This window comes from Lewinella cohaerens DSM 23179 (genome assembly GCF_000379805.1).
In the GTDB taxonomy this organism is placed as follows: Bacteria; Bacteroidota; Bacteroidia; order Chitinophagales; family Saprospiraceae; genus Lewinella; species Lewinella cohaerens.
In genome coordinates this window covers 1-23,904 of record NZ_KB903535.1, presented here as the reverse complement: position 1 = coordinate 23,904, position 23,904 = coordinate 1, and the positions used below count along the sequence as shown (strand labels likewise).

The 23,904-nt window shown below is 42.3% G+C and carries 14 protein-coding genes; 11 read left to right on the top strand and 3 right to left on the bottom strand.

Features of this window, described 5'->3' with window-relative positions; genetic code table 11:
- Positions 1-9: 9 nt before the first annotated feature.
- A complete protein-coding gene (locus tag A3EU_RS0105850; RefSeq protein WP_020535199.1) occupies positions 10-1,071 on the bottom strand; it encodes a PorP/SprF family type IX secretion system membrane protein in 1,062 nt (353 codons plus the stop codon).
- Between the two features lie 962 nt (positions 1,072-2,033).
- On the opposite strand from A3EU_RS0105850, the gene A3EU_RS0105840 reads away from it, so the two are divergent.
- The 3 genes from A3EU_RS0105840 to A3EU_RS0105830 all read left to right on the top strand — a co-directional run bounded on the left by A3EU_RS0105840 (position 2,034) and on the right by A3EU_RS0105830 (position 5,909).
- Complete coding sequence (locus A3EU_RS0105840; RefSeq protein ID WP_156825673.1) at positions 2,034-3,059, top strand: right-handed parallel beta-helix repeat-containing protein; 1,026 nt, start codon at positions 2,034-2,036, stop codon at positions 3,057-3,059.
- A gap of 324 nt (positions 3,060-3,383) precedes the next feature.
- A complete protein-coding gene (locus A3EU_RS29550) occupies positions 3,384-4,601 on the top strand; it encodes a C40 family peptidase (protein ID WP_169433323.1) in 1,218 nt (405 codons plus the stop codon).
- A gap of 183 nt (positions 4,602-4,784) precedes the next feature.
- On the top strand, positions 4,785-5,909 hold the full coding sequence (locus A3EU_RS0105830; RefSeq protein WP_020535195.1) for a S1C family serine protease: 1,125 nt from the start codon (positions 4,785-4,787) through the stop codon (positions 5,907-5,909).
- A gap of 209 nt (positions 5,910-6,118) precedes the next feature.
- On the opposite strand, the gene A3EU_RS0105825 is transcribed toward A3EU_RS0105830, so the two are convergent.
- Positions 6,119-6,859 (bottom strand): hypothetical protein, encoded by a 741-nt coding sequence (locus tag A3EU_RS0105825; protein ID WP_020535194.1) that lies wholly within the window; start codon positions 6,857-6,859, stop codon positions 6,119-6,121.
- A gap of 258 nt (positions 6,860-7,117) precedes the next feature.
- Between A3EU_RS0105825 and A3EU_RS32555 the strand changes: the two genes are divergently transcribed.
- Complete coding sequence (locus A3EU_RS32555; protein ID WP_020535192.1) at positions 7,118-10,264, top strand: MopE-related protein; 3,147 nt, start codon at positions 7,118-7,120, stop codon at positions 10,262-10,264.
- A 178-nt stretch (positions 10,265-10,442) separates the two neighbouring features.
- Entirely contained in the window at positions 10,443-11,393 is a 951-nt protein-coding gene (gene queG, locus A3EU_RS0105810; protein WP_020535191.1) for a tRNA epoxyqueuosine(34) reductase QueG, read from the top strand.
- 2 nt (positions 11,394-11,395) lie between these two features.
- On the opposite strand, the gene A3EU_RS0105805 is transcribed toward queG, so the two are convergent.
- Positions 11,396-11,812 carry a response regulator gene (locus tag A3EU_RS0105805; RefSeq protein WP_020535190.1) on the bottom strand — a complete coding sequence of 139 codons (417 nt, stop codon included), beginning with the start codon at positions 11,810-11,812 and terminating at the stop codon, positions 11,396-11,398.
- Between the two features lie 1,069 nt (positions 11,813-12,881).
- On the opposite strand from A3EU_RS0105805, the gene A3EU_RS0105795 reads away from it, so the two are divergent.
- From A3EU_RS0105795 to A3EU_RS29540, 6 genes are all read left to right on the top strand, one after another.
- Positions 12,882-13,574: an RluA family pseudouridine synthase gene (locus A3EU_RS0105795; RefSeq protein ID WP_020535188.1), complete on the top strand. Its 693-nt coding sequence runs from the start codon at positions 12,882-12,884 to the stop codon at positions 13,572-13,574.
- 371 nt (positions 13,575-13,945) lie between these two features.
- Positions 13,946-14,290, top strand: a complete 345-nt coding sequence (locus A3EU_RS0105790) for a LytR/AlgR family response regulator transcription factor (protein ID WP_020535187.1) — start codon at positions 13,946-13,948, stop codon at positions 14,288-14,290.
- Between the two features lie 21 nt (positions 14,291-14,311).
- On the top strand, positions 14,312-15,826 hold the full coding sequence (locus A3EU_RS0105785) for a hypothetical protein (protein ID WP_020535186.1): 1,515 nt from the start codon (positions 14,312-14,314) through the stop codon (positions 15,824-15,826).
- A gap of 1,315 nt (positions 15,827-17,141) precedes the next feature.
- On the top strand, positions 17,142-18,683 hold the full coding sequence (locus A3EU_RS0105780) for a hypothetical protein (RefSeq protein WP_020535185.1): 1,542 nt from the start codon (positions 17,142-17,144) through the stop codon (positions 18,681-18,683).
- A gap of 194 nt (positions 18,684-18,877) precedes the next feature.
- Positions 18,878-19,324: a hypothetical protein gene (locus A3EU_RS0105775; RefSeq protein ID WP_020535184.1), complete on the top strand. Its 447-nt coding sequence runs from the start codon at positions 18,878-18,880 to the stop codon at positions 19,322-19,324.
- A gap of 849 nt (positions 19,325-20,173) precedes the next feature.
- On the top strand, positions 20,174-23,904 hold a 3,731-nt coding region (locus A3EU_RS29540), incomplete at its 3' end, for an SdrD B-like domain-containing protein (RefSeq protein ID WP_044085514.1).

Genomic DNA, 23,904 nt, shown 5'->3' with positions numbered 1-23,904 from the left:
GTGGAGGGATTAGATAAGTGGACAGAACTTGAAGTTAGGTAATGGGCATACCTTCTTGATGAGGTAACGAACGTTGAGTTCCAGTCCTCCTCGGCGGTTGGTTGCAATGTTAAAGTCAGAAATGTTAATATCGTAGCTCAAGCTGGCTCTTAGCATCTCATGATAGTGGATTTCAAGTGCGGGATACCAAGCGTCGCCAAATTCGTCGAAGCGGTAACCAACGCCCAGTAAAGCTGACCATTGTTGCCCAGGATCGCGATTGATGTGAAGCTTTATGCCTGCGGTGCCCAGGTACTGGCGATAGGTGTTTTGAAACTGAGCCATTGCGGCAAGCTGTATATCGACGGGGTCGCCAACCTGAATAGTGCCGCTAGCATAAGGGCTCCAGCGGACAGGGAGGTTTACTTTTTCATCTTCAATGAAACTCATGTCGGGGCGATTGAGGTGATGAATACCGATGCCCAGGTCGAGTTTTGAACGCTGATCAAGCAGGTCAATCAAAGCGCCACTTTGCAATTCTTGCCAGCGAAAGTTGATGCCGATGCCAGCATCCATGAAAATATGACTTTGGTTAGCAAACGTTTCATTGCTACCAAGGTTGCTGTTAAACTGCCCTACGAGAATGTCGAACTGACGGTCGAAGCGCAGGTCGTCGGTGTCGAAGGCACGTTGTCCTAAACCGAAAGTAAGCCCTCCTGTAAAGAAAGCCTGGTCATTTAAAGGATAAGTATAGGAACCATATAGACCTACCTGCGCCATGGAGAGCCTTGACGCCCCGGCCTGATCATAATTTACAGCAATGCCTGAAGCAAAAAAGCCCGGACCACTACGACCACAGGTGTACTTGTGGTCAGCGGTAGCGGTAAATGTTTTGTAGGATACAGGAACCTGATTCCACTGGCTACGATAACTGGACGAAATTCGGGTTTCTCCTGCAAAAACACCCGTTAAGGCTGGATTAAGTTGAAGAGGAGCATTGGAAAATTGGGAGTAGTGGAAGTCCTGTGTATGGCCTATTACTATATAAAGTAATACGATACAGAGTGATAGGAGTATTCTTCTTACCATCATTTAAAGTTGTTTCATGTTCATTCCAGCCTCAAGACTGGAGGGATTATTATAGGTATAGTGTTCGAGTATGCTTGGTCCTGTTCTTAGCAATGGTTGTTTTTTAAGACTTTAGATAAAGTTTTAAGTCACGTACATTGGACATATTGCTTCCACTATTTACGTGTTTACGGAAATACTTGGATTTTGTTCTGCTTCTAGACAATTTGCTATACTTAGCATATCACCTACAGCACAACGCTCTGTGTAAACCTATAAATCTAGGTATAAGTAAAGTTGTTTCGCGAAATCCGGTAAAGCAGTTGAATGCTTTGTAAACGTAGAGGCAAAATGATTCTTATAAAAAGAAGCGTTTTGCAAGACGTAAATAAAGCAGGCGCTTTTTTAGAGGAGAAGTTATGATTTGATCAAAATGCCTTCAGAAATTTTCGGCGATCAGTTGCATTGCGAAAAATAACGCTTTCCTACCGTAAAATAAATTTTCGGCCCGTTTTTCGACTTTTATTTGGTGAAACGAAATCTTTTGCGGTTATTTACGGAAGAATTTAGCTTTTAAACGAAACTAATCTGATTTAGGGCCGTTTACAAGCACAATCGCAGCTAATACTTACTTTTTATCCCACTGGTAGGTATTTAGCACACATTACAATCCAACACGCCAATAAACCAAAGGAAAAATTTTTTCTTTTGGGGATAGTTTTGTAGCTTTATCCCAAGCTGTTCAACTATCTATTGAACTGGCTAATTAACTGTCATCCCAGTTGATTATTCAGAGTTATCCCACCAAGTTTGATTTTTGTTTTGACGCCATCCATTACGGAGGGTGTTAAATCGCTTTCAAGTAATTCGGTCATCCCATCGAGTACTATGAATCGACTAACTACTTCCCAAATGATTTTGCGGAGAAAGGAACTTTTTTGTCCCTGCCTTCGGTCTTTATCAAACAACTCAAAAGGAATTTAGGCGTGAAACAAATTTTACTAACAACGATGATGGTTTTTCTGGGAGGGCTCGCAATGAGTGTCCAGGCAAACAATCACTACTTCGTGCAACTAGAAGGGGAAGGTGATGGAACCTCCTGGAAAGATGCCACAAGTAACCTACAAGAAGTACTGGCTAAGGCGAAAGCCGGAGATGTCATCTGGGTGGCAAACGGTACTTACACTCCTACTAATGAGGCAGATCGTACAGCAAGTTTCATCATCCCTGATGGTGTCCAAGTATACGGCGGCTTTATTGGAGAGGAAAAGAAACTAACGGATCGTGTTTTAGGCGAAGCCAAGACCATCCTAAGTGGAGAAATTGGAACGGAAGTTCCTGAAGACAACACTTATACCGTTGTTTATTTCCAAAATGCTAGTGCTGCCACTATCCTTGACGGCTTTATTATCACTGGAGGTTATGCCGACGGTTTGGTAGAAGGAGCTGACTTGACAACCTGTGGGGCCGGTATTTACAACAACGGTGAATATGGAGTGTCTTCTCCGCTTATTCAGAATTGTATTTTAATGAATAACTTCTCTCGGGAAGGTGCTGCAATCTACAACTACGCGAACGATGGTGAAACATCACCAACAATCAGCGATTGTCAATTCGTTTACAATCGCTCCGACTTCAACGGGGGTGCTATTTTCAATGATGGAAATTTTGGCACTTGTAATCCAACAATTAAAAACTGCAGCTTTAAGGGCAATGAGTCAATGTATGGTGCCGGTGTTTTAAACCGCGGCCTATACGGTGAATGTCTGCCAGTAATCACTGACTGTGCATTCATTGACAACTTCTCTGTTGTTCGGGGCGGTGCTATCTACAACCAGCGCGAAGGTCGCGGCGTTTGTGAAGCACAATTGGAAGGCAATATTTTCGAAGACAATGGTTCTACCATTGGTGACGGTGATGTTGACCAGACCAATAAGTTCCTGAACGAATCGCCAGATCAGCCATCTAAGGCTGGTGTGCGCATGAGAAGTGCAGAAGCTATTTCTTACTAGAATTAAGAACTTGTTTCATTTTGCCTGATAAAAGCGGGCTGGTAAGTATAAACGCTTATCAGCCCGCTTGTTTTTTGTATGGGATCAATAGACTTGTTCTGCTGGGATCATATCGTGGCCAAATTGCGCCTTATCTTCCCACACTGTGTCTTTTTTGAGTCACTTAGCTATGGCTAGGCTTCTCAAAAAAGACTTCGCATAGTCGATAATGCATCAATTTTAGCAGCGCTGATCGCCTTTGGCTCAGAGTTCCCATCACTCTGCCCCAGCAGAACAAGTCTAATGGTTTACAATCAGAAACGGATTTTATTCGTTTCCATATTTATGATCAACATTTTACGTATGCTTCCTTATCGTTTATCTCTTCTTTTGTCCATTTTCTTGCTGGTATTTAGCTGTGAAACCGCAGTTTCTGATCCCTGGCCGCCAGCATTAGGCGATTTAACACAGGGAATCCAAGCTCATTTTGTGCCGGATCGTCGGGTCAACCGCCTAGATGTAGACGGCGCAATAATGGAAGACGGTAAACTCTACCTGTGGGGAGAGACTACACTGCCAGAAGCCAAGGATAGTTTATTAAGGGCATTGGCTTCGGTAGACTATCAGATCGTTGACAGTATTAAGGTATTACCCACTGTGGAATTAGGCGAAGCTACTTATGCTTTAAGCCGGCATTCGGTGGCTAATTTGCGTTCTGAACGTGGGCATTCTCAAGAATTAGCTACCCAGGTATTACTAGGTACCCCGCTAAGGGTCTTGAAACAAGAGGAAGAATGGTTCTTTGTACAATGCCCGGATGGTTACCTGGCTTGGTTGCATGGCGGCGAGTTGGTTCGGATGACTTCTGCTGAATTGGCTGCTTGGAAATCTGCTGACCGAGTGGTTTTTAAAGCAGAAAGTGGTTATAGTTATCAAGCTGCGGCTACAGATAGCAGGCGTATAGGTGATTTGGTCAAAGGAGGTATCCTTGAAAGAAAGGGGATAGAAGGTACTTTTACCAAAGTACTTTATCCGGACGGACGAGAAGCCTACGTGTTAAGTGAAACCTTGGAAGGATTTGGCAAGTGGCTAGATGGACAACACTTTTCTTTTTCAGAAACGCAAAAAATCGCTAAAGCTCAGCTGGGGAAACCTTATCTCTGGGGAGGCACAAGCCCTAAAGCGATGGATTGTAGTGGATTTACTAAGACGGTATATTGGCAGCAGGGGCTTATTATTCCTAGAGATGCCTCTCAGCAAGTTCACGCCGGGGGGGCGGTTGATTATGACGAAAACCTGAAAGGGTTACAAGCAGGCGACCTTTTGTTTTTTGGGCGCTATCGGGAAGATGGTACAGAGAAAATCACCCACGTTGGTATTTATTTAGGTGATGGTGCTTTTATCCATAGTGGTTCGGATAATGGAGCCAATGCCATCCAACAATTATTTCCGGATCGGCCAGATTACGCACCACATCGGCGTGAAAGCCTTCTCCGAGCCAGACGACTAGCGCCAGAGACAACCGATGTTCAGCGAGTCACAGCTCATCCCTGGTATTGGTAAGTTGGTCGCGTCCTGTTGCTAATTGGTAGCTTTTGCTATAAGTTGGTACAACTTTTCTTACTTTTTGGGCATTTATTTAAGTAGTTTATTCGTTTGGGAAAAGCATTCGCAGATCAGCGAGTACGCTTTACTCCTACTTAAAGAATTGTTCTTGATTTTAAGAGAACCAAAAAAATCGGACTTATGCAACAATGGTGGAAAACAATCCTGGCCGGCGCCGTAGGTGGTGCCATTGCCCTGGCGGGCGTTTTTTTCTTTAGCCAGCATTCGCCCAATATTTCAGCGACGGCTGAGCTTCCTGTTCGGCAAGTAAACCTTAGCCCAGGGGGGACTCCCTTCAATCCTACTTTTGACTTTAAGGCAGCAGCACAAAGGGCGACCCCCTCTGTCGTACATATTTCTGCTTCCGGCAGTACTTCTAGTTCTACGGATAACCCTTTGCGGTTCTTTTTTGATGATAGTAGCCCTTTTGGTGGCCCCTCAGGAGCTACGGGATCGGGCGTTATTTATTCTTCAGACGGCTATATTGTTACCAATAATCATGTGGTAGAAAAAGCCGAGACGCTAACCGTAACATTAAATGACAATCGCAAATTTACTGCCGAAGTAATTGGCCGTGACGATAAGGTAGATTTAGCAGTGATAAAAATTGATGCTGTCGACCTGCCAACACTTGAACTGGCCGACTCTGACCAGGCAGAAATAGGAGAGTGGGTCTTAGCGGTGGGTAATCCATTGGACTTGACGAGTACCGTAACCGCAGGGATTATCAGTGCCAAAGGGCGCAGCCTGGAATTAATTCCAGGTCGGGATGCCATTGAGTCATTCTTGCAAACCGATGCTGCGGTTAATCCCGGGAACAGTGGCGGAGCTTTGGTGGATGCTAGCGGAAATTTGTTAGGAATTAATACTGCTATTGCTACTCGTACCGGAATGTTTCAAGGCTACTCTTTTGCGATTCCTGTTAACCTGGTTACCCGTATCGCAGATGATATTATTGAATTTGGAAGTTTTCAACGGGCGTTTCTAGGGGTGAGTATTTACCCATTAGATGCAGATGCTGCAGTAGAACTCGGTGTCGAAATTAACCAAGGAGTTGTAATTGATGAACTGGTAGATGGTGGCTCGGCACAGTATGCCGGTTTACTGCCTCGTGATATTATTATTAAGGTAAATAACCGAACCATTAATGATGTACCGGAGCTTACGGAAATGGTCGGGCGTTCAAAAGTTGGTGATGTGCTACAACTAACAGTGATGAGAAAAGGAGAAGAAGTCGAATTGCCCGTTCGTATGCGGGCACAATAGGTTCTTATTGAAACATGACACTGTTAAGACTTTCTTAACAGTTTGGAATACAACAAATTAGACTTTGGTGAGGTTATCATTTTAAAGAAAAAGGGTTCCCTGTAAGATCAGAGAACCCCCACATTATACTTGTTTAAAGTTGGTTTTTCGTTTTGTTTTGATGTGTCTGCCTCTTGTTTGGGGGCAGGCATTTTTTATAACAGGATGATCTAGTTTTCCTCTTCGAGTAAAGCAAATAAGCGTCCTAGGTCATCTTGGTTGTTCAAATTCAAGTCGTGTGTACGAACCAAGCGTTTCATGGTTGCTGCTTTGCGAGGGAAAACTTTAGAGATTTGTCTTAGATTGCTTTTGATCTCATAAATGCTGGCACCATCAAAGACCCAGTACTGGTTACGTTGCATGTATTTATCGGGGCGGCGTACCATACCCAGGTTTTCAACATAGTCTTCCTTTCTTAAATATTTGATGGGTTGATGCAGTACCAAGTAACGATCTCCACGGTGGAGGACTCTATAAAAACGGCGACCATAATCCCCTTCGCCAAAAAGCTCTTGTAGGTTCAATGCATCAAAGGTGAGTGTGTCTTTCTCGCCATAAACCTGTACGGCATCAAGGTACTCAAGCGGAAATTCGCCGATGAACCCTGTCGATAGCTTAACGTAAAGTTGGTTGTCATCAAGATCAAGGAGGACGTCCAACATTTCACTGAAGTTGGGTTGCCCTTCAAAACGAATGCGGCCAGGCGTATAGGTGTCGTAGAGGTAAGGGGTGCCCTCTGTTCGATTTATTTTACCGTAATTTGAGAGGTCGTTAAGCGTGGGCCCTTCCGGGCGAACAAAGCTTAATTTGGTAATCCCTTCTGCACTATTTGGCAAGTCTTCCTGAGCGAGTAAGGGAAAACTACAGCAGCAGAGGAAGAGCACTAGGAAAAAAGCGTGATTAATTTTCATCTAGTCTTGTGATTTTAGTTTTTTTAGAAAAAACTGTTGAGAGCGTTTTTTCTACACCAACAGACATCTAATTTACCAAATAATAGGAAGGTAAATAGCGCTGTTTGCCTGAATTAGAGATAGTTTAACGTTTTACCCTCATTAGAAGGAGGTAATGCTTAGGTGTTTTCTTAAATTTGTTGCTTGCTTTTAATTTTATTGAAAGCTGATTTTTTTGTCTGTTCTCGGCCTAGTAAGTTACTAGAAAAAACGATCATCATGATAAGAGCAATTACCCCTGTCTTTGTTTGTTTACTATTACTTTGTTCATCTGCTTTAGATGCACAGTCTGTCGCTCGCGAATGGAACGAAGCATTATTGAGTGCTATCCGTAAAGATTTTGCCCGTCCGACAGTACATGCACGTAATTTATTTCATACATCGGTAGCGATGTACGATGCTTGGGCAGTGTATGATGATGAAGCTGAAACATATTTGCTGGGTAAGACGGTAGATGGGTTTGAGTGTGCTTTTACGCCACCGGCAATGCCTGGTGATATTGAAGCGGCTCGAGAAGAGGCGATTAGCTACGCTGCTTTTCGCTTGTTGAACCATCGTTTTCAAAATTCCCCTGGGGCATTTCTCACCCTCAATAATCTCAATAATGTTTTTGCTGACTTAGGTTATGATGCTACTTTTACGTCGGCAGATTATAGTACGGGGTCACCAGCAGCGCTAGGTAACTACATTGCTCAGCAATTGATAGCTTTTGGTTTACAAGACGGCTCAAATGAGCAGGTAGATTATGCCAACCAATATTACGAACCGGCTAATGAGCCGATGATTGTTGAATTTCCAGGGAATCCTGATATTGTAGACTATAATCGCTGGCAACCACTGACACTCAGTGTCTTTGTGGATCAGTCTGGAAACGTTTTTCCTGGTGATACCCCTCCGTTCTTAGGCCCGGAATGGGGAGCCGTTAGCCCCTTTGCGCTTTCCGCTGATGATTTAACGATTTACGAAAGAGATGGAAATCCCTATTATGTTTACCATGATCCAGGGCCTCCTCCCTATTTGGATACCTTGGCTGGCAGTGGCCTATCTGAAGAATACCAGTATACATTTAGCTTGGTTTCTGCCTGGTCTTCTCACATGTCACCAGACGATGGTGTGATGTGGGATATTTCACCAGGGAGTATCGGTAATATTGCTGTGGAGGACTACCCAACAACAATTGAAGGCCTTCGCGATTTTTACGATTTAGTTAATGGTGGGGATATTGGGCAGGGCCATGCAATGAACCCGGCAACAGGACAGCCCTACGAACCACAAATGGTTCCTCGCGGTGATTATGCCCGGGTATTGGCAGAGTTTTGGGCAGATGGCCCGGATTCGGAAACGCCCCCAGGGCATTGGTTTACTATTCTTAATACAGTTAGTGACAACCCTAACCTGGTAAGGAAATTTGGCGGGAAAGGTGAAATCCTGGAACCCTTAGAATGGGATGTAAAATCCTATTTGACGCTTGGTGGTGCAATGCATGATGCAGCAGTGACCGTTTGGGGTATCAAAGGTTGGTACGATTATCTGAGGCCAGTTTCTGCAATTCGGGCATTGGCTGACCTGGGGCAGAGTACTGATCCTGCTTTACCATCCTATCACCTGGGAGGAATTCCCTTGCTTGATGGGCTAATTGAACTTGTTAATGTGGGTGATCCCTTAGCAGGTAATATGGGGCAGCATGTAGGGAAGATAAAGTTAAAAGCTTGGCGAGGACCGGCCTTTGTAACCATTCCTGAAATTCAGGATGCAGGAGTAGGCTGGATATTGGCTGAAAACTGGTGGCCTTACCAACGTCCAACCTTCGTTTCTCCGAATTTTGCCGGTTACACCTCAGGGCACTCTTCCTTTTCACGGGCGGCAGCGGAAATAATGACTGCTATCACTGGTGATCCATTTTTTCCTGGTGGAGTAGGGGAGTTTATAGCGCCTGAAGATGAATTTTTGGTTTTCGAAGATGGCCCTAGTATGGACATCACCCTCGAATGGGCTACTTACCGGGACGCTTCGGATCAATGTAGCCTTTCGCGTATATGGGGCGGTATTCACCCTCCTGTAGATGATATGCCTGGCCGACTGATTGGAATAGACCTCGGTGAAGCTGCTTTTGAATTGGCAGAATCTTTGTTCTATAAAGACGAGGATGAAGACGGCTTTTACAGCTATGAAGATTGTGATGACAACAACGATACGGTATATCCCGGCGCACCGGAAATTTGTGATGGTTTGGATAATAACTGTAATGATGATACGGACGAAGGCGTTTTATTGACTTTCTACCAAGATATCGATGAAGACAATTACGGAGATGCAAGCCAGAGCGTTGAAGCCTGTACTGCTCCTGCTGGTTATGTAGCTGATAACACGGACTGTGATGATGCCGATGTCAACGAGTTTCCCGGCCAAATCTGGTACCTCGATCGTGACAGTGACGATTATGGCGACGGTAGTACCGTTGTGAGTTGTGAGCGCCCTGAATTTGGTTATTTACCAACGGAATTGGTAGCAATTGATACAGATTGTGATGATAACGATAATCAGGAATTTCCTGGGCAGGTATGGTACCTGGATCAGGATGAAGATAATTACGGCGATGGTAGTACGATAGTGAGCTGCGAACGCCCAGAGTTTGGTAATTTAGCTACAGAACTAGTGGAGTTAGATACAGATTGTGATGACAACAACGACCAGGCTTTTCCTACTCAAGACTGGTACATTGATGCCGATGCTGATGGTTACGGTAGTGGAGAAATAATCATGGATAGCTGTGAAAGACCTTCTGTAGACGCTTATTTGTCTACAGAGTTGACGGCTACCGATGGTGATTGTGATGATACCCGTAATCTGGTATACCCAGGCGCACCGGAAATTTGTGATGATTTGGATAATGATTGTAATGACGAAATTGATGAAGAATTACCTCTTTTCGTTTATTACAAAGATGCTGATAGTGATGGTTTTGGTGATATAGAAGATTTCGTTGAAATCTGTGGCGAATTACCAATAGGGTATGCACTAAATAGTGATGACTGTGATGATACCAACAGTGATATCTACCCTAATGCCCCCGAAATAGCGGATAATGGTATTGACGAGGATTGTACTGGTGTTGACTTTTTTGCAGAAGCAAAAATATTCCCTAATCCCTTTGAGCAGGAATTGACGGTTCACCTGAATCAAACAGGAACCGTGAACGTCCGGATTTTTGATCTGAGTGGCCGCCTGGCTTACCGAGGTACAGAAACCTTGCTTGATAACAGGTTTTACCTTTCTTTGGATAATCTTCGCCAAGGCGTATTCTTACTCCGGTTGGAAACCACCGATGGGAAAGAGTTATTACTGAGAAGGATCATTAAAATGTAAGTACCAGACAGGAGTCAAAAAACAACCGTGGGGGAGGATGGGAAAAAATAAGGTCCCGACTTCCCCCCAGATGCCGAGACCTAATGCTACATAATAGCAGGTATTAAACCAATTTTATATACGATGGTAATAGGTGGTTAGTTTCGTTAATCGTTAATTAAATTAAAAAACACATTTTTTGCTTAAAGGCTACGGTGATAATTCTGCTGCAAAAAAACTCATTCTGGAAGAAGCTCACCGGTTGGGTTTCAGTTTTGTGGGGGTAGCTAAGGCTGATTTTCTGGAGCCAGAGGCAAGACGTCTGGAAGCTTGGTTGAACGAGGGGCGTCATGGAAAGATGGGCTATCTGGAAAATCACTTCGATAAACGAGTAGATCCTCGAAAGTTGGTACCTGGGGCAAAATCGGTGATCAGCTTACTGTACAATTATCACAATCCTGCTTTACAGAAAGACCCTGCTGCTCCAAAGATTAGCCAGTATGCTTACGGTGAAGATTACCACTTTGTGGTCAAGGATAAATTAAAATCCCTCTTTACATACATTAGGGAAAATATAGGTGAGATCGACGGAAGGGTTTTCGTCGATTCCGCTCCTGTAATGGAGCGAGACTGGGCCCTAAAGGCAGGCAATGGTTGGGTGGGAAAGCACACTTTACTTATCCATCCCAAGGCGGGTTCCTATTTCTTTTTAGCAGAATTGATCAGCGATTTAGATTTGCCAGCTGATGCTCCTATGAAGGATTATTGTGGCACTTGCCGTCGTTGTATTGACGCTTGCCCCACGGATGCTATTGCACCAGAGGGTTACTTAATGGATGGTAGTAAATGCATCTCCTATGTGACCATTGAGTTAAAAGAAGCTATTCCCGAAGATTTTCGAGGAAAAATGGACAACTGGATGTTTGGTTGTGATATTTGCCAGCAAGTCTGCCCCTGGAATCGCTTTGCAACCTCACATGAGGAACCAAGTTTCAATCCTCCCCCTGATTTAATGGAAATGAGGCAGGAAGACTGGCAGGAGCTTACAGAAGAAACCTTCCGAAAGGTGTTTCGGCGCTCTGCGGTTAAACGTACTAAATATACTGGCCTTCAGCGAAATATCTCTTTTCTTAGAAATGCTGATGAGTAGCATTAAATAACCCGAGTGTTGGTGTCAACCCAAAAGTCATAAATACTTTTTACTGCTTTGACAAGCCCTTCTATTTCCAATGGTTTAGGGACGTAAGCATTTGCTCCTAATTCATAACAACGTACCCGTTCTTCGTTGCTATTGGTATTGGTAAAAACAATGATGGGAACATGACAAAAGTCTTCGTTAGCTCTAAGTTGGGCGATGACTTCAAAACCATTAACAAAAGGCATGTTCAGATCTACCAGAACGCAGGCTATACTGGCGGCGTATAGGCTAGGCACTGCTGCCAGTAATTCTTGACCATCGGGGTAATGGAGTAAGTTGACGGGGCTGTCAAGCTGAGAAAGTGCATATTTTAATAAACGTACGTCTTGAGGGTTATCCTCTGCGAAGAGGATAGATATAGGATTGTCCATTGCACAAATTATTACAACTTGACCAATATCTTGGAGGTCAAGCGTTGTTCATAGTATGAGTGTGTCCGTGTGTAGTTCTAAAAGTAGCCTTTCGTTTGGCTTGCTTGGAATGAGTGTATTGCCACTTATATGGTAAATAAGCTACAATTGTTTCACAAAATGCTTCTTTTTTGCGAAAGTAAAAAATCCGATGTAGAGTGCCCAGAAATAAATTGAGCCTTCGTTTTTCGAAAAGGCGGCTAATGAGTTCTTTTTTTCGAAGGCCCTTTAGGGATCATTATGTGGGATATCTTGGCTAAAGCCTGGTATAAAGCCGAGATTGTAGGCCTGTCAGCAATAAAAAGAGTTCAATTTGTTTTTCGCACAATACATGGTATTTTGCATCATGAAAATGAAGAACTAATGCACCGATATGTAATTGTATGTCGCTTAAATCTGTTTTTTTTCTTATGCTTACTAACGATGGTAGCTTGCACTCATCGAGCAGGCGATTCGCAGCATGAGAACAAGACAAGTTCTTCAAGGCCGTGGAAATTGATCTGCCTCGGTGGTGATTGGACAATAGGGGCTGGACTGGAACCAGAACAGGCTTATCCTGCTCTATTAGAAATACAATTGTCAGCATTGCAACCCGTAAAAGTCGTAAATGCAGGGATAAAAGGAGAGTTAGTCGGCAGTGCTGCTGACCGGGTCGANTGGATACTACAGCAGCGATTAGATGCATTGTTGATTCATTACGGAAGTGCATCACCAGAGGTATTGCCTGCCAAGGAATTGGAAGACTGGAAGCGGTTGTTTAGTAAAATCCGTCTGGCTTATCCAAAGGTTCCTGTTTTCGCTACCTCAAGTAATGCATTAACAAATAAGGAAGAGTACCCTGAATCCTTGGGCCTCCTTTTAGAACAGTACGATGTTCGCTGGATAAATAACAATATTCCAGACCAGGTAACAGCACCACAATACTGGCAAAGTAATAAGGAATGGCTGAGTAGAGAAGGGCAAGAAAAAATAGCAGAACAACTGTTCTCTGTGATTTCGCCGTTAGTAAAAGCATTACCGAAGTAACCGTATGAAGCATCACAAGCCTGAACATCCTCCTGTTGTTAAAGAAACCAAACATTGGCTGGCGGTAAATAAACCGGCAGGATTAAATGTAGAACAACTCTGGGATTATCCAAGTGTAGAAACGCAGGTGAAAAATTACCTCAAGGGAGCCCATTCAAGGGAGCCTTATCTTGGGATTGTTCACCGGATAGATCGCCCGGTAAGTGGTGTGCTCTTGCTGGCGAAGAGGAAGAGCGCGTTAAGGCACCTCAACCAGCAGTTTGCCGAGCGAAAAGTACAAAAAGTTTATTGGGCTATTTGTTCGGGCGTGCCACCAAAGCAAGAGGGGACACTGCTTCATTACTTACTTAAAGATCAAAAAAATAAACGTGCAGAAGCTTTCACTGAACCCCGGAAGGGAGCCATTTTAGGAAAGCTGGAATATAGGGTTGTCAAAAATAATGGAGATTCGAGTCAGTTGGAAATTCGACCGCTTAGCGGAAAGTTTCACCAAATCAGGGTTCAGCTGGCAAGCATTGGTTGCCCCTTGCTAGGAGACGAAAAATATGGTGGGCCCACAGGTAATCAGCCCAACGAAATAGCCTTGCATGCGCGTGAATTGTCTTTTGTTGATCCATTAAGTGAGCAGAAGGAAACCATTATAGCTGATCTTCCAGTCAATAATAAATTGTGGGAGGCCTGGAAGGAGAATGGTTAAATCTATGTTGTTCTATTTTATTACCTTTACAAAGCATATTGTTGAATTAGTCTGTATTAAAACTTAAATCTCTGGACATTTTTTTCTGTCGCTCTAGTTACTTGTATTGAGATTGTAGTATCGCCGTTGCTAAATAATAAGGTAAGGGAGTTCGCAAAAATAATAATCTACACCCTTTGCGTATATTATTTATTTCCTCATCCCTAAACAAAGTGTTAGAGGGTAACTAAGTCACATTCGTGCCCTGTTTAAATTTATCATCATCCAGGTGCAAGAAGGGTGTTTGATTTTAACCCAACACATTTACATAAAAGGTGGTTTTTTTTTACAATCAGTTCGTTGAACCGATTGAGGTTTTATGTTAGTAAACTATGAATACAGCAACACAATTATCTTCTTCCTTTGTTTTTGTACGAAAACAAAACATTCTTTATAAGGTCTTCCATGAGGATATCTGTTATATCCAGGCCGAAGGGAACTATTGTTACATCGTCACGCGTAAAGGAAGTAAGTATGCCAGTAAGATTTCACTAAGACAACTAGTGCAACGTTTGCCAGAAGATCAATTTATTCGAATTCACAAGAGTTACGTTGTTAACTTTTGCCAGTTGTCTAAAATTGATACGAAGGAGCGGCTTGCTTATATAGAAGAAGAGGTACTCCCTATTGGGCGTACTTTTCTTAGTGGATTAACCGATAGAGTTTTGATCATTTAAATATGGCTTTAGCATACGAGCATGCAGGTACTCAGAGAATTGGTGCAGATTATCACTCGAATAAAACTACGTTCTATTCGTAGGCTTGGTTTTCCGTTTAATCAGGACACCCAGTTGGGGGAAATGTATGAACTATTAGCTGATCAAGCAGAAGATGAGGACGTAGCTCGTGCAGTCACAGGCCAATCTAGTAAATCGGGTACGTTTCGGCGGTTAAAGTCGGATTTGGTTGATCGACTTATCGCTTCCCTTTTTTTGGTGGATTTATCTTTACCCTCCTATAACAACCGGCAGCAGGCTTATTACATTATTCATAAGAATTGGGCTGCCAGCAAAATCCTATTTGGTAAAAATGCCAGGATGGCCGCAGTAGAGCTTGCAGAGCAGACGCTGCGCCAAGCATTGCGCTATGAGTTCAATGATTTGGCTTTTGACCTCAGTAGAAATTTAAAGCTTCATTTTGGTACAGTAGCGGGGAATCACAATAAGTATAAGGAGTACGCTAAGGAATGCAGCCGCCTGCAAAAAGTATTACAGGCAGAGATGATGGCGGAAGACAACTATACTCGGTTTATCAGTGAATTTGTTCGTAAAAAAGCAGACACAGCAGTTATTTTAGAGGAAGCAAAAAAAGCCCACCTCTCTTTACTCCCCTATACAGAACAGTATGACTCATATACATTACATCTTTATTCCGGGCTCTTGGAGATGGGGATACATACGGCTGCTTCCGCTTATGAGGTTGCTGATGGTGTCTGTGATAAGTTGATTGCGTTTTTTGAAGAGAAAGAATACGAGGCAAGTGTACCACTTCAGATTGCGTATTATCAAAAACTCTTATGTAGTTTTCAATTGGGGAAGTTTGCTCAGACGACCGATTTTGTGATACGAGGGCTTGAGCTATTGCAGGAAGGGTCGTATAACTGGTTCAAGTTCCAAGAGACTTACCTGGTATTAGCACTGCATACTCGACAGTTTGATACAGCTTATGAGGTGTTTTGCAGGGCTACGGGGCATGCCCGTTTTAAAGCTCAGCAAGAAGAAATCCAGGAATACTGGAGGATATTGGAAGCTTACCTTTACTTTTTGTTTGAGATGGGAGAGCTAGAAAATGCGGCTACCGATAAACGATTCACTAAATTTAGGATTGGGCGTTTCCTAAATCAGATACCTATCTTCTCACAAGATAAAAGAGGAGTGAATGTTAGTATTTTAATCATTCAAATTCTTTTACTGGTATCCCAGAAAAGGTATCACGATACCTTCGTGAAAATTGATGCTATAGAGCAGTATTCCCGTAGACATTTATTCACCAAGGATACTTTGCGTTCGTTCTATTTCCTAAAAGCTTTACTGGAGTTGCCCAAAAACTCATTTCATAAAGTAGCCGTTCAGCGGAAAGCGGCGAAACACCTGGAGAAAATGCGTGCTCACCCATTGGAAGAAGCTGGACAGGCTAGTTTTCTTACCGAAATTATTCCCTTTGAGTTGCTGTGGGAGTATATTACGGGGCTTTTAGATAATGATTTTCATTAATTTGTGTAAAATCCTTTTTATATTAATAAAAGTATTATATATTTGTAGAACCCAAGCAAAGAGCACACAAAAGCTATTCTACCTACCTAAATTCATTGCGCCCTGCCATTTCCCGGTAGGCTCAAGTGAATTTATTTATTCTAAGTAACAGTCTAATTAATTTTCGACTTCCAGTTTTCAGGGAAGCGACAAACGATTGTGCCGTAGGCATCCCTTTTTTGGGTAATGAGTTTGTTCAACCTGAACATGAAAGAAGACAATTGGTTTTGACTAATGTTAACAGTGGATTTCACCGCTATTTTTTTCGTTACTAATCATTTTAGTAATGGAATTGACAGTGCTGTATATCCAAAGATTAGTCCCGAAACTAGCGTTAAAACACTATCCCGGTCAGCTCTTTTAAAGCTAGATCAACACAACAACACAATAGGTTTCCAGTCACTGGTTACCCTGCTCTTCGTATGCTTTGTAAACTAAGAGAAGGGGATTTCCAGGGCTAGACAGCAAGGTTTTATAAAGCTACGACTCATTTGGTGAGTTCGTCTTTTGTCCTTGTTTGCCACACAATAAGCTTTGACTTCGTGTAGCACTTTTGCTGCATTTTTTATAACGGGATAAATCACATGAAATGGAAAAATTACAATTAAACACAGTTAACTTTTGTGCAATTAACACACACCAGCGAATCATTATTGTAGAAACCACAGGGCCATCTTTTAGGCGATCTTGTGTTTTGTAAATATTTGATTTATAGTCATTAGTGATTATTTTTTGCCTTTAATTACTTTTTTTAGGTGGTTTGTTTGATACGGTTTTGTATTGTTTTGTTCTGCGTTTTACACTTATCTTTGTTCTATCAACAATTGCGTTGACTTATCACATGAAAAAACGACGACCGTAACTATACCTTTTAAAAGAATTATGAAATAGTCAATTCCCCCTAATGACTAGTTTAAAAGTCCCTACTTTACCAATAACCGAAGTAGGGGCTTTTTTCTAAAAAAGTTTGGCCAGTTCTTAAGGCCAGGTTCTATTGAGACACTACACACAAGAAATTTTAAGGAGCAAATAGCTATTGTTAATAGTTGTTTGTGCGTGAAGTGTACAAATCATTAATTGCATGAAAACTATTTTTCCCCAATTACTCATCAAGAGTAGTGACACCTGTATTGTTGGCTTTTGGGTATTCATTTCCTTTTATGTTCTGTTTCCACCCTTTGTTTACTTAATAATGAAGTAAACATAGTGACTGGCAATTCTCTTTGCAAGAGGATTGTGCTGAGGAGTTTAGTAACATAGATCAAACGATTAGGATATGGATACATTGAAAGAATTAGCGCTGATCATTACGCGCAACAAGGCTAAATCAATCGAGGTTTTAGATACTCAGAAACGCGAGGAGTCTAAGATCAATGATTTCTATTATCAGCTAACGGAAGGTTCTTTTACTTCTGATGAAGAAGCTGCGACCTATTTTTATCCAGGAAAGAAAGGAGGAAGCAATTACCGTAAGCTCAAGGCAGGATTGAAAAGTAGGATGCTCAATTCTCTTTTCTTTCTAGATGTAAAGAAAAGTACCTATACCGATCGACAGAGTGCTTATTACGAATGCTATAAGGATTGGGCTGCGATAAATATTTTGTTGGCTAAAAACGCTTATATTTCGTGTAAAGAATTGGCTAAGAAGGTTTTACGTTATGCTGATAAGTACGAATTTACAGAGCTTACCCGAGACGTTTCCCGAGTTCTCCGCTTGCACTATGGTGCCCAAATGGGGGATGTAAAGCAATACAAACACTACCGAGAGGTTTATGAAACGTATGACCAGATCTGCCGCTGGGAAGATATCGCTGAACGGCATTACACTGATATAATGATTGAGTATGTGAACAGCAAAAGCAGCAAAGATCATTTGTTGTTGTTTGTGGAAGATGCACTGCTCGAGCTAGAGAGTTACATCAAGGAGTCCGACTCCTATCGCTTAAACCTTTACTACTTCTTGATTAAGCTGGTAAAGCAAAGTATGGTAAATGATTTTCAAGCGGTCTATCTTGCGGGCCAAGAAATGGCAAATTTTTTCGAAGCTAAGAGCTATACAGCAGCTACTCCTTTGCAGATTGCTTATTACTACCAGTTGTTAGCGTGTACCCAATTAGGGCAATACCCGGAGGGGAAGAAAATTGCACTCAAATGCCTGGAGTTACAATCAGAAGGTAGCTTTAATTGGTTCAAGTATCACGAACTTTATTTCCTTTTGGCAATGCATAGTGGTGAATACCAAGAGGCTTTGTCTATCTATAATGAAGTAGTAGATAACTCTCGGATGAAATTCTTACCTGATAACGTAAAAGAGATTTGGACCATTTTCTGGGCTTATCTATATTATTTAGGCAGCATTGGCGAGTTAGATATCACAGGAACTGATAATGTGTTTTCGAAGTTTCGGCTAGGTCGTTTTATTAATGAAACACCTATCTTTTCAAAAGATAAGCGTGGTATGAATATCGCGATATTGATTATTCAGGTTCTCTTTCTAATTGAACAGAATAAGTACAATGTTGCTATTGATAAATTAGAAAGTCTTGATAAGTATTGTGCTCGTTATTTGCACAAAGAAGAAACACTTCGTTCTTATTACTTTTTGAAAATGTTACTCTCTTTCCCCAAAGGGTCCTTTCATCGAGTAGCTGTTGAGCGCAAGGCGTCCAGCTTCATAGATAAACTGAAGAATATTCCATTAGAGAATGCTAATCAGACCTACAAAATAGAGATATTACCTTATGAAAAACTATGGGAGTTTGCCATAGATATGCTTAATTTAAAGGGGTACAATACCCGAAATTCAGCAGCGAAGTAGCTTTTTTGGGCTATTGTTTATCATTCTTTATTGTTGGTAATGAGTTTTTTATGTTTTTTTAGCGACTTTTTATGATTGATTAGAGGTTGTACAAATCTGCCGTTTTTGTCTCGTTGTTCCTAGCTCCTCTCTTTACCTTGTGGCTCATCAAGAGTTAATCCCTGGTTGTTCTTATATCCTGAACTTCCTACAATATGAAAATTGTTCCCTCGAATTTTGCTCTGGGAGAAATAAAAATAGACTTACAAGTCGTTTTTGGATCACCTTCTCGCGGCTGTGCGGGAAGTGGCGTTTGTAAAATGCTGCCACATAAAACGACTATTCCGGATGCTTGGTCTTGCCGTGTGTGGCAGGGCAAGCTGCATTTTTTTGCCAATGATGAAATGAAGTTGAACCTTTCGTTGAATCAATCACTAACTGACCCTTTTCTAAAGGAATGGTTTTCTACGGAGACTTTTCTTGTAGAAGAAGACTTTCAACTGCCACTTTGGCTTTCTTCTCGTTTAGGGAGAGGGCGTTGGTTTATCCCTGCTGGTTGTTATCCTTTTGGAAGTCAAGGTTTGCTGACCGTTGAACTGAAAGTAGAAAAAATTGAAATGAGTCGAAAAGTACCTAGAGAGCATTATTTATATGGAGCCTAATTATTGAAGTAGGCTTCATATAAGATATGCAATAATGATTTGTTTTTTTAGCAAGACTACGCTTTTCGCGTAGTCTTGTTTTGTTTAAAGTACTGATTTGTAGTTTTTTATATATTAAAATATTGATTTTAGGTCTATTCTGAGGAACTCAATTCACGAGTTGCTGTCCCCACGATCCCTTCTTTACTTATGTAAATTTGTTCTAATGAGTTGAGGCACCGCCAGGTGCTGTCAGCTTGATGAAAAAAATTACAACTGTTGCATTTTTCTGATAGGAAGTTTTCTTCAGATCAATCTAATATTACCTGTTTGTCATGGTAATAATGGAGGGAGAAATGTAATGAACAAATCACATGAAATGAAAAAGATTACCCACATTCCACACCTTCCTTTTGGCAGAATTATTACTGTTGATACAGTAAGCCCTTAGAGCCAAGAAAAAAGCATTTTCTTGTTTTTTAAAAAATATTAATCATTGATAATCATCGACTTGCGATGTTGTAGTTCTCTTTAGTGGAAATACTGAGGAGGACGTTTTTGGCTTTTTTTTCTCTTTGTGTAGCGTGGTTGCACTTTAAATTTGAGCCAAAATCAGGTGGATCTTAAGTTACTTCTAATTAAAAGAAGCGCTTTTCTCTATCCAACTTCTGATTGAAATTTAAAAGAACAACAGGATTGATTCTTTTGCGACGACGACTGAAATAATTATTAAAACAAATCAATAATCACATGAATCTCTGTACACACTTAGCAAGGCAGCTAAACAAAGAGAGGGGTGAGCGTAGGAAAATTTTGTTTTCCGCGATTTCTCTCTTTACGCTGTTATTTATTCTTTTAACATCTTCTCCCATGATGGGGCAGTCTGGTACTGCCTTTCGTGATTTTAATGGTGATGGGCTCCAGACGGGCGCAGAACCAGGCGTGGAAGGTGTTATCGTAAAGCTTTATGCAAACGCGGCCCTTCCTGCCAAAGACATCCTAATAGGAGAAACGGTAACGGGCGTTGGCGGAGCATATGATTTTTCCACCTTAGTCGTAACTGGTCGAGCAGCAAACCCCGGTGAAAATATTCGCTTGGAGTTCGACATTCCTTCCGATTTTGAATGCGGGCTTGAAGGCGGCGTAGATTTTACGGGCTACAGTGGAGAGACTTACGGTTCCAGTGTACAGTTTGCTGCTGGGCAAGAATCAAACCTTAATTTTGCTATTAACTATCCTGGGCAGTGGGTTTCAACCCCTGACCCTATTACCATTCTACCTTGTTATGTATTTGGTACAGCTAATGGCGGTGTTGCTAACTCACCGGCTTTGGTTCAGTATAACTATCTAGACAATGGTGTTCCTGCAGCTCATTCCAGCGGACAAGCTGGAGTCGACCAGGCTGAATTGGTATCTACAATCAGTGAAGTAGGTGCTTTATACGGCGTAGCATTTTCCCGATCAGCTCAGAAGGCGTTTACCTCGGCAGTTATGCGTCGGCATGCTGCTTTTGGTCCATTGGGACCTGGAGGTATTTATCTGGTTGACCCATTTTCACCAAACGCAGATAAGACAGAAGATTGGTTGAACTTAGATGCTATTGGTATTGCAACGAGTGACCCTGTAGGTCCTTATCCAGCAAACCCTGGTAACAATACTAGCCCAGTTAGTGGTTACATTGGAACAGATGTAGAACGAGGGCTGAATGTAGGTGCTGATCAGCCTAGTACGGATTATGCTGCTGGCGACCAGGTAGGTAAAGTCTCTTTAGGAGATATTGATATTTCAGATGATGGTCGCTACTTGTATGTAGTAAACCTATATGATAGAAGAGTTTATGAAATTGACTTAGTAAATCCTCAGAACCCTGAAGCACCTACCTTGGCCAATGTGGCTACACGGGTACGCAGTTGGCCAGTACCTGATCCTGCTACTTTAGCTATGCACGGTGAAGAACGCCCTTGGGGATTGAAGTACTACCGAGGTAAATTGTACGTAGGTTTAGTGCTTTCTGGGCAAGATATTAACGGAGATGTGGTTTCTCCAGTTTCTGGTGCAGGTGATGGAAGAGTGGGGGATGGCCTACTAGGCTATGTCTTTGAGTTTGATCCGGTTGCTGAAACCTTTACAGAAAGACTGAGTTTTGACTTTGACTATGGCCGTGAGCGTGCCTGGATTCCTTGGGGATATTCTGGACTCTCTGGGTTAAGCCGTTATTTTGCAGGCACCGAACGGGAAGTTGCTGCGCCAATTATCGCTGATATCGAATTTGATGATCAGGGAAGTATGCTTATTGGTATTTTGGATCGTAAAGGAAACCAATATGCAATTAATAATAATAACTATAATGGTGTATTAGTCAATTATGAATATGCTTCAGCAGGTGAATTGTTGCGCGCTGATGTAAGTTATTCTGGAAACAGTTGTGTTTACAATATAGTTACACGTCCGGGAACATCGGATTTTTATAATGATAACCTACTGCACCCGGAATCGGTACAAGGAGGTTTGGCGGTATTACCCGGCGCTGGTGATGTGATGGCTGTTTGGCTCGATCCTATCTTGATTCGTTCAGGAGGGACGATTCGATTAAATAACCAAACGGGGGCTCAGGTACCTGGCTCTGCTTACGAAGTATTTGACGATCGTTTTACTGTTGGAGGTAACCCCAATCAAACAGCAGCTCCTAGTAAAGCTAATGGCTTGGGAGATGTTGAGGTAGGTGGTGATCCTGCCGGCATAGAAATCGGAAATCTCGTTTGGGCGGATTATGATGAAGATGGTATACAGGATAGTGGTGAGCCGGGAATCCCTAATGTAACCGTCGAGTTATGGTCAGGAGATGATGCCACCATGATTGCCAGCACTGTAACCAATAGTGAGGGGGGCTACTATTTTAATCAAACAAATATTATTGATGGAGACCCTGCGACACCGGGTAATCAGCCAGGCTTGTTGTCGTTTAGCAACTATAAATTATATGTTCGTGCAACTCAGTACGGCAACGGCCAGCCTTTAGGCGGCTTTGAACCAACCTTACTTGATCAAGTAGGTATAGGTAAGGTTGATTTTAGTGACCACGATGGTGTGGAACAGGGCAACGGTGATTTGCAGATTATGCTAACCATCGGCCGATCTGGTGAAAATAACCACACTTATGATTATGGTTTGCAATGTGTTTACGAAGCTGGTGCTTCGTTTATACCCGTTCCTGCTGGATGCGATGGTTTAACAGAATTGAATGACGGTTACATTGTATTAGCTTCTTTTAATACCGGAACTGATCGTTACGGTATCAGTCCAGGAGCTGGGGCTTATGCAGGCCCAATGTTCGATGCAGCAACAGCAGTACCTGCGCTTGGTGAGTCTATATTAGAAAATGTTTCTAATGCGGGTGGTACATTTGTTATCCGTGTTTATGCTGGTAATGAACTTTGTTTCCAGGATTACACGGTAATTGTTCCTCCACGTACTTGTCCTGCTGATCCAGCTGGTTATATCTACTGTGAAGATTCTGGTGAAATTATCACTGGAGGGTCTATCCAGGTGATTCCTCCTGCTGGTGGTAATGTGCTTATCACAAAAGATGGTAGTGATGGAACGTATGAGTTCTTCAATGACGGCACCGATGGTGTCTATACCATTGTATTCACTGCACCGACTGGTTATGCTTTAAGTACAACCTGTAATGACCTAGGGCAACTTAACCCAGGACCTGGAGATCCTAATCCATTCATTTTAGGAGCTGATGATGCAGATAATGATGGGTTTTTAGATAATGCACTTTGTGCTAACAACTCCTTCTATTTAGAGTTTTTCCTGGAAACAGGAGATCAGGTTCTTTTAAATAATATACCGCTTTCTTGTGGAAAGATTGGCGATTACGTTTGGGAAGATAATAACCTCGATGGTGTACAGGATGGCAATGAGCCTGGTGTACAAAACATACAGGTGGTTCTTTACGAATGTGCTGGTGGTGTAAAAGGTGCAGAACTTGGAACAACAACAACTGATGCACAAGGCGCTTACTGTTTTACCGGCTTACCCGGTGATGTTGAGTATTGTGTTGAGTTTGATTTAGTCAATTCTACCAACCCATTTGCTGACCTTTATGCCTTTACAGCTCAGGATCAAATGGGAGCAGGTGTTGATGATACAAATGATAGTGATGCTGACCCCGCAAACGGTTGTACCACCAGTGTACTCCTTACGCCTGGCCAGCAGTACGAAGATTTTGATGCTGGTTTAACGCTCGTAGATTTAGGTGACTTACCTGAAGATACAGGTTACAATACGACCATTGGTAATGGCGGCCCAGTACACTCTGTACCATCTAGTGGTGCAATTGTGAAGATTGGTACAGTCGTTGATATTGAACTAGACGGTCAGCCAAGCCCTGATGCTGATGGTGATGGAGACGACGAAGACGGATTTGATCCTAATGCTCAAATGTTCATCCGTACACAGGCTCAAGATCTGACGATCCCTGTGATGAACATGACCGGAGGCCCTGCGAAGCTGACAATGTTTGTTGATTGGAACAATGACGGTGTTTTCGAAGCCATGTACACCGATCAAGTGGAAGATGGCGAAACTACTGC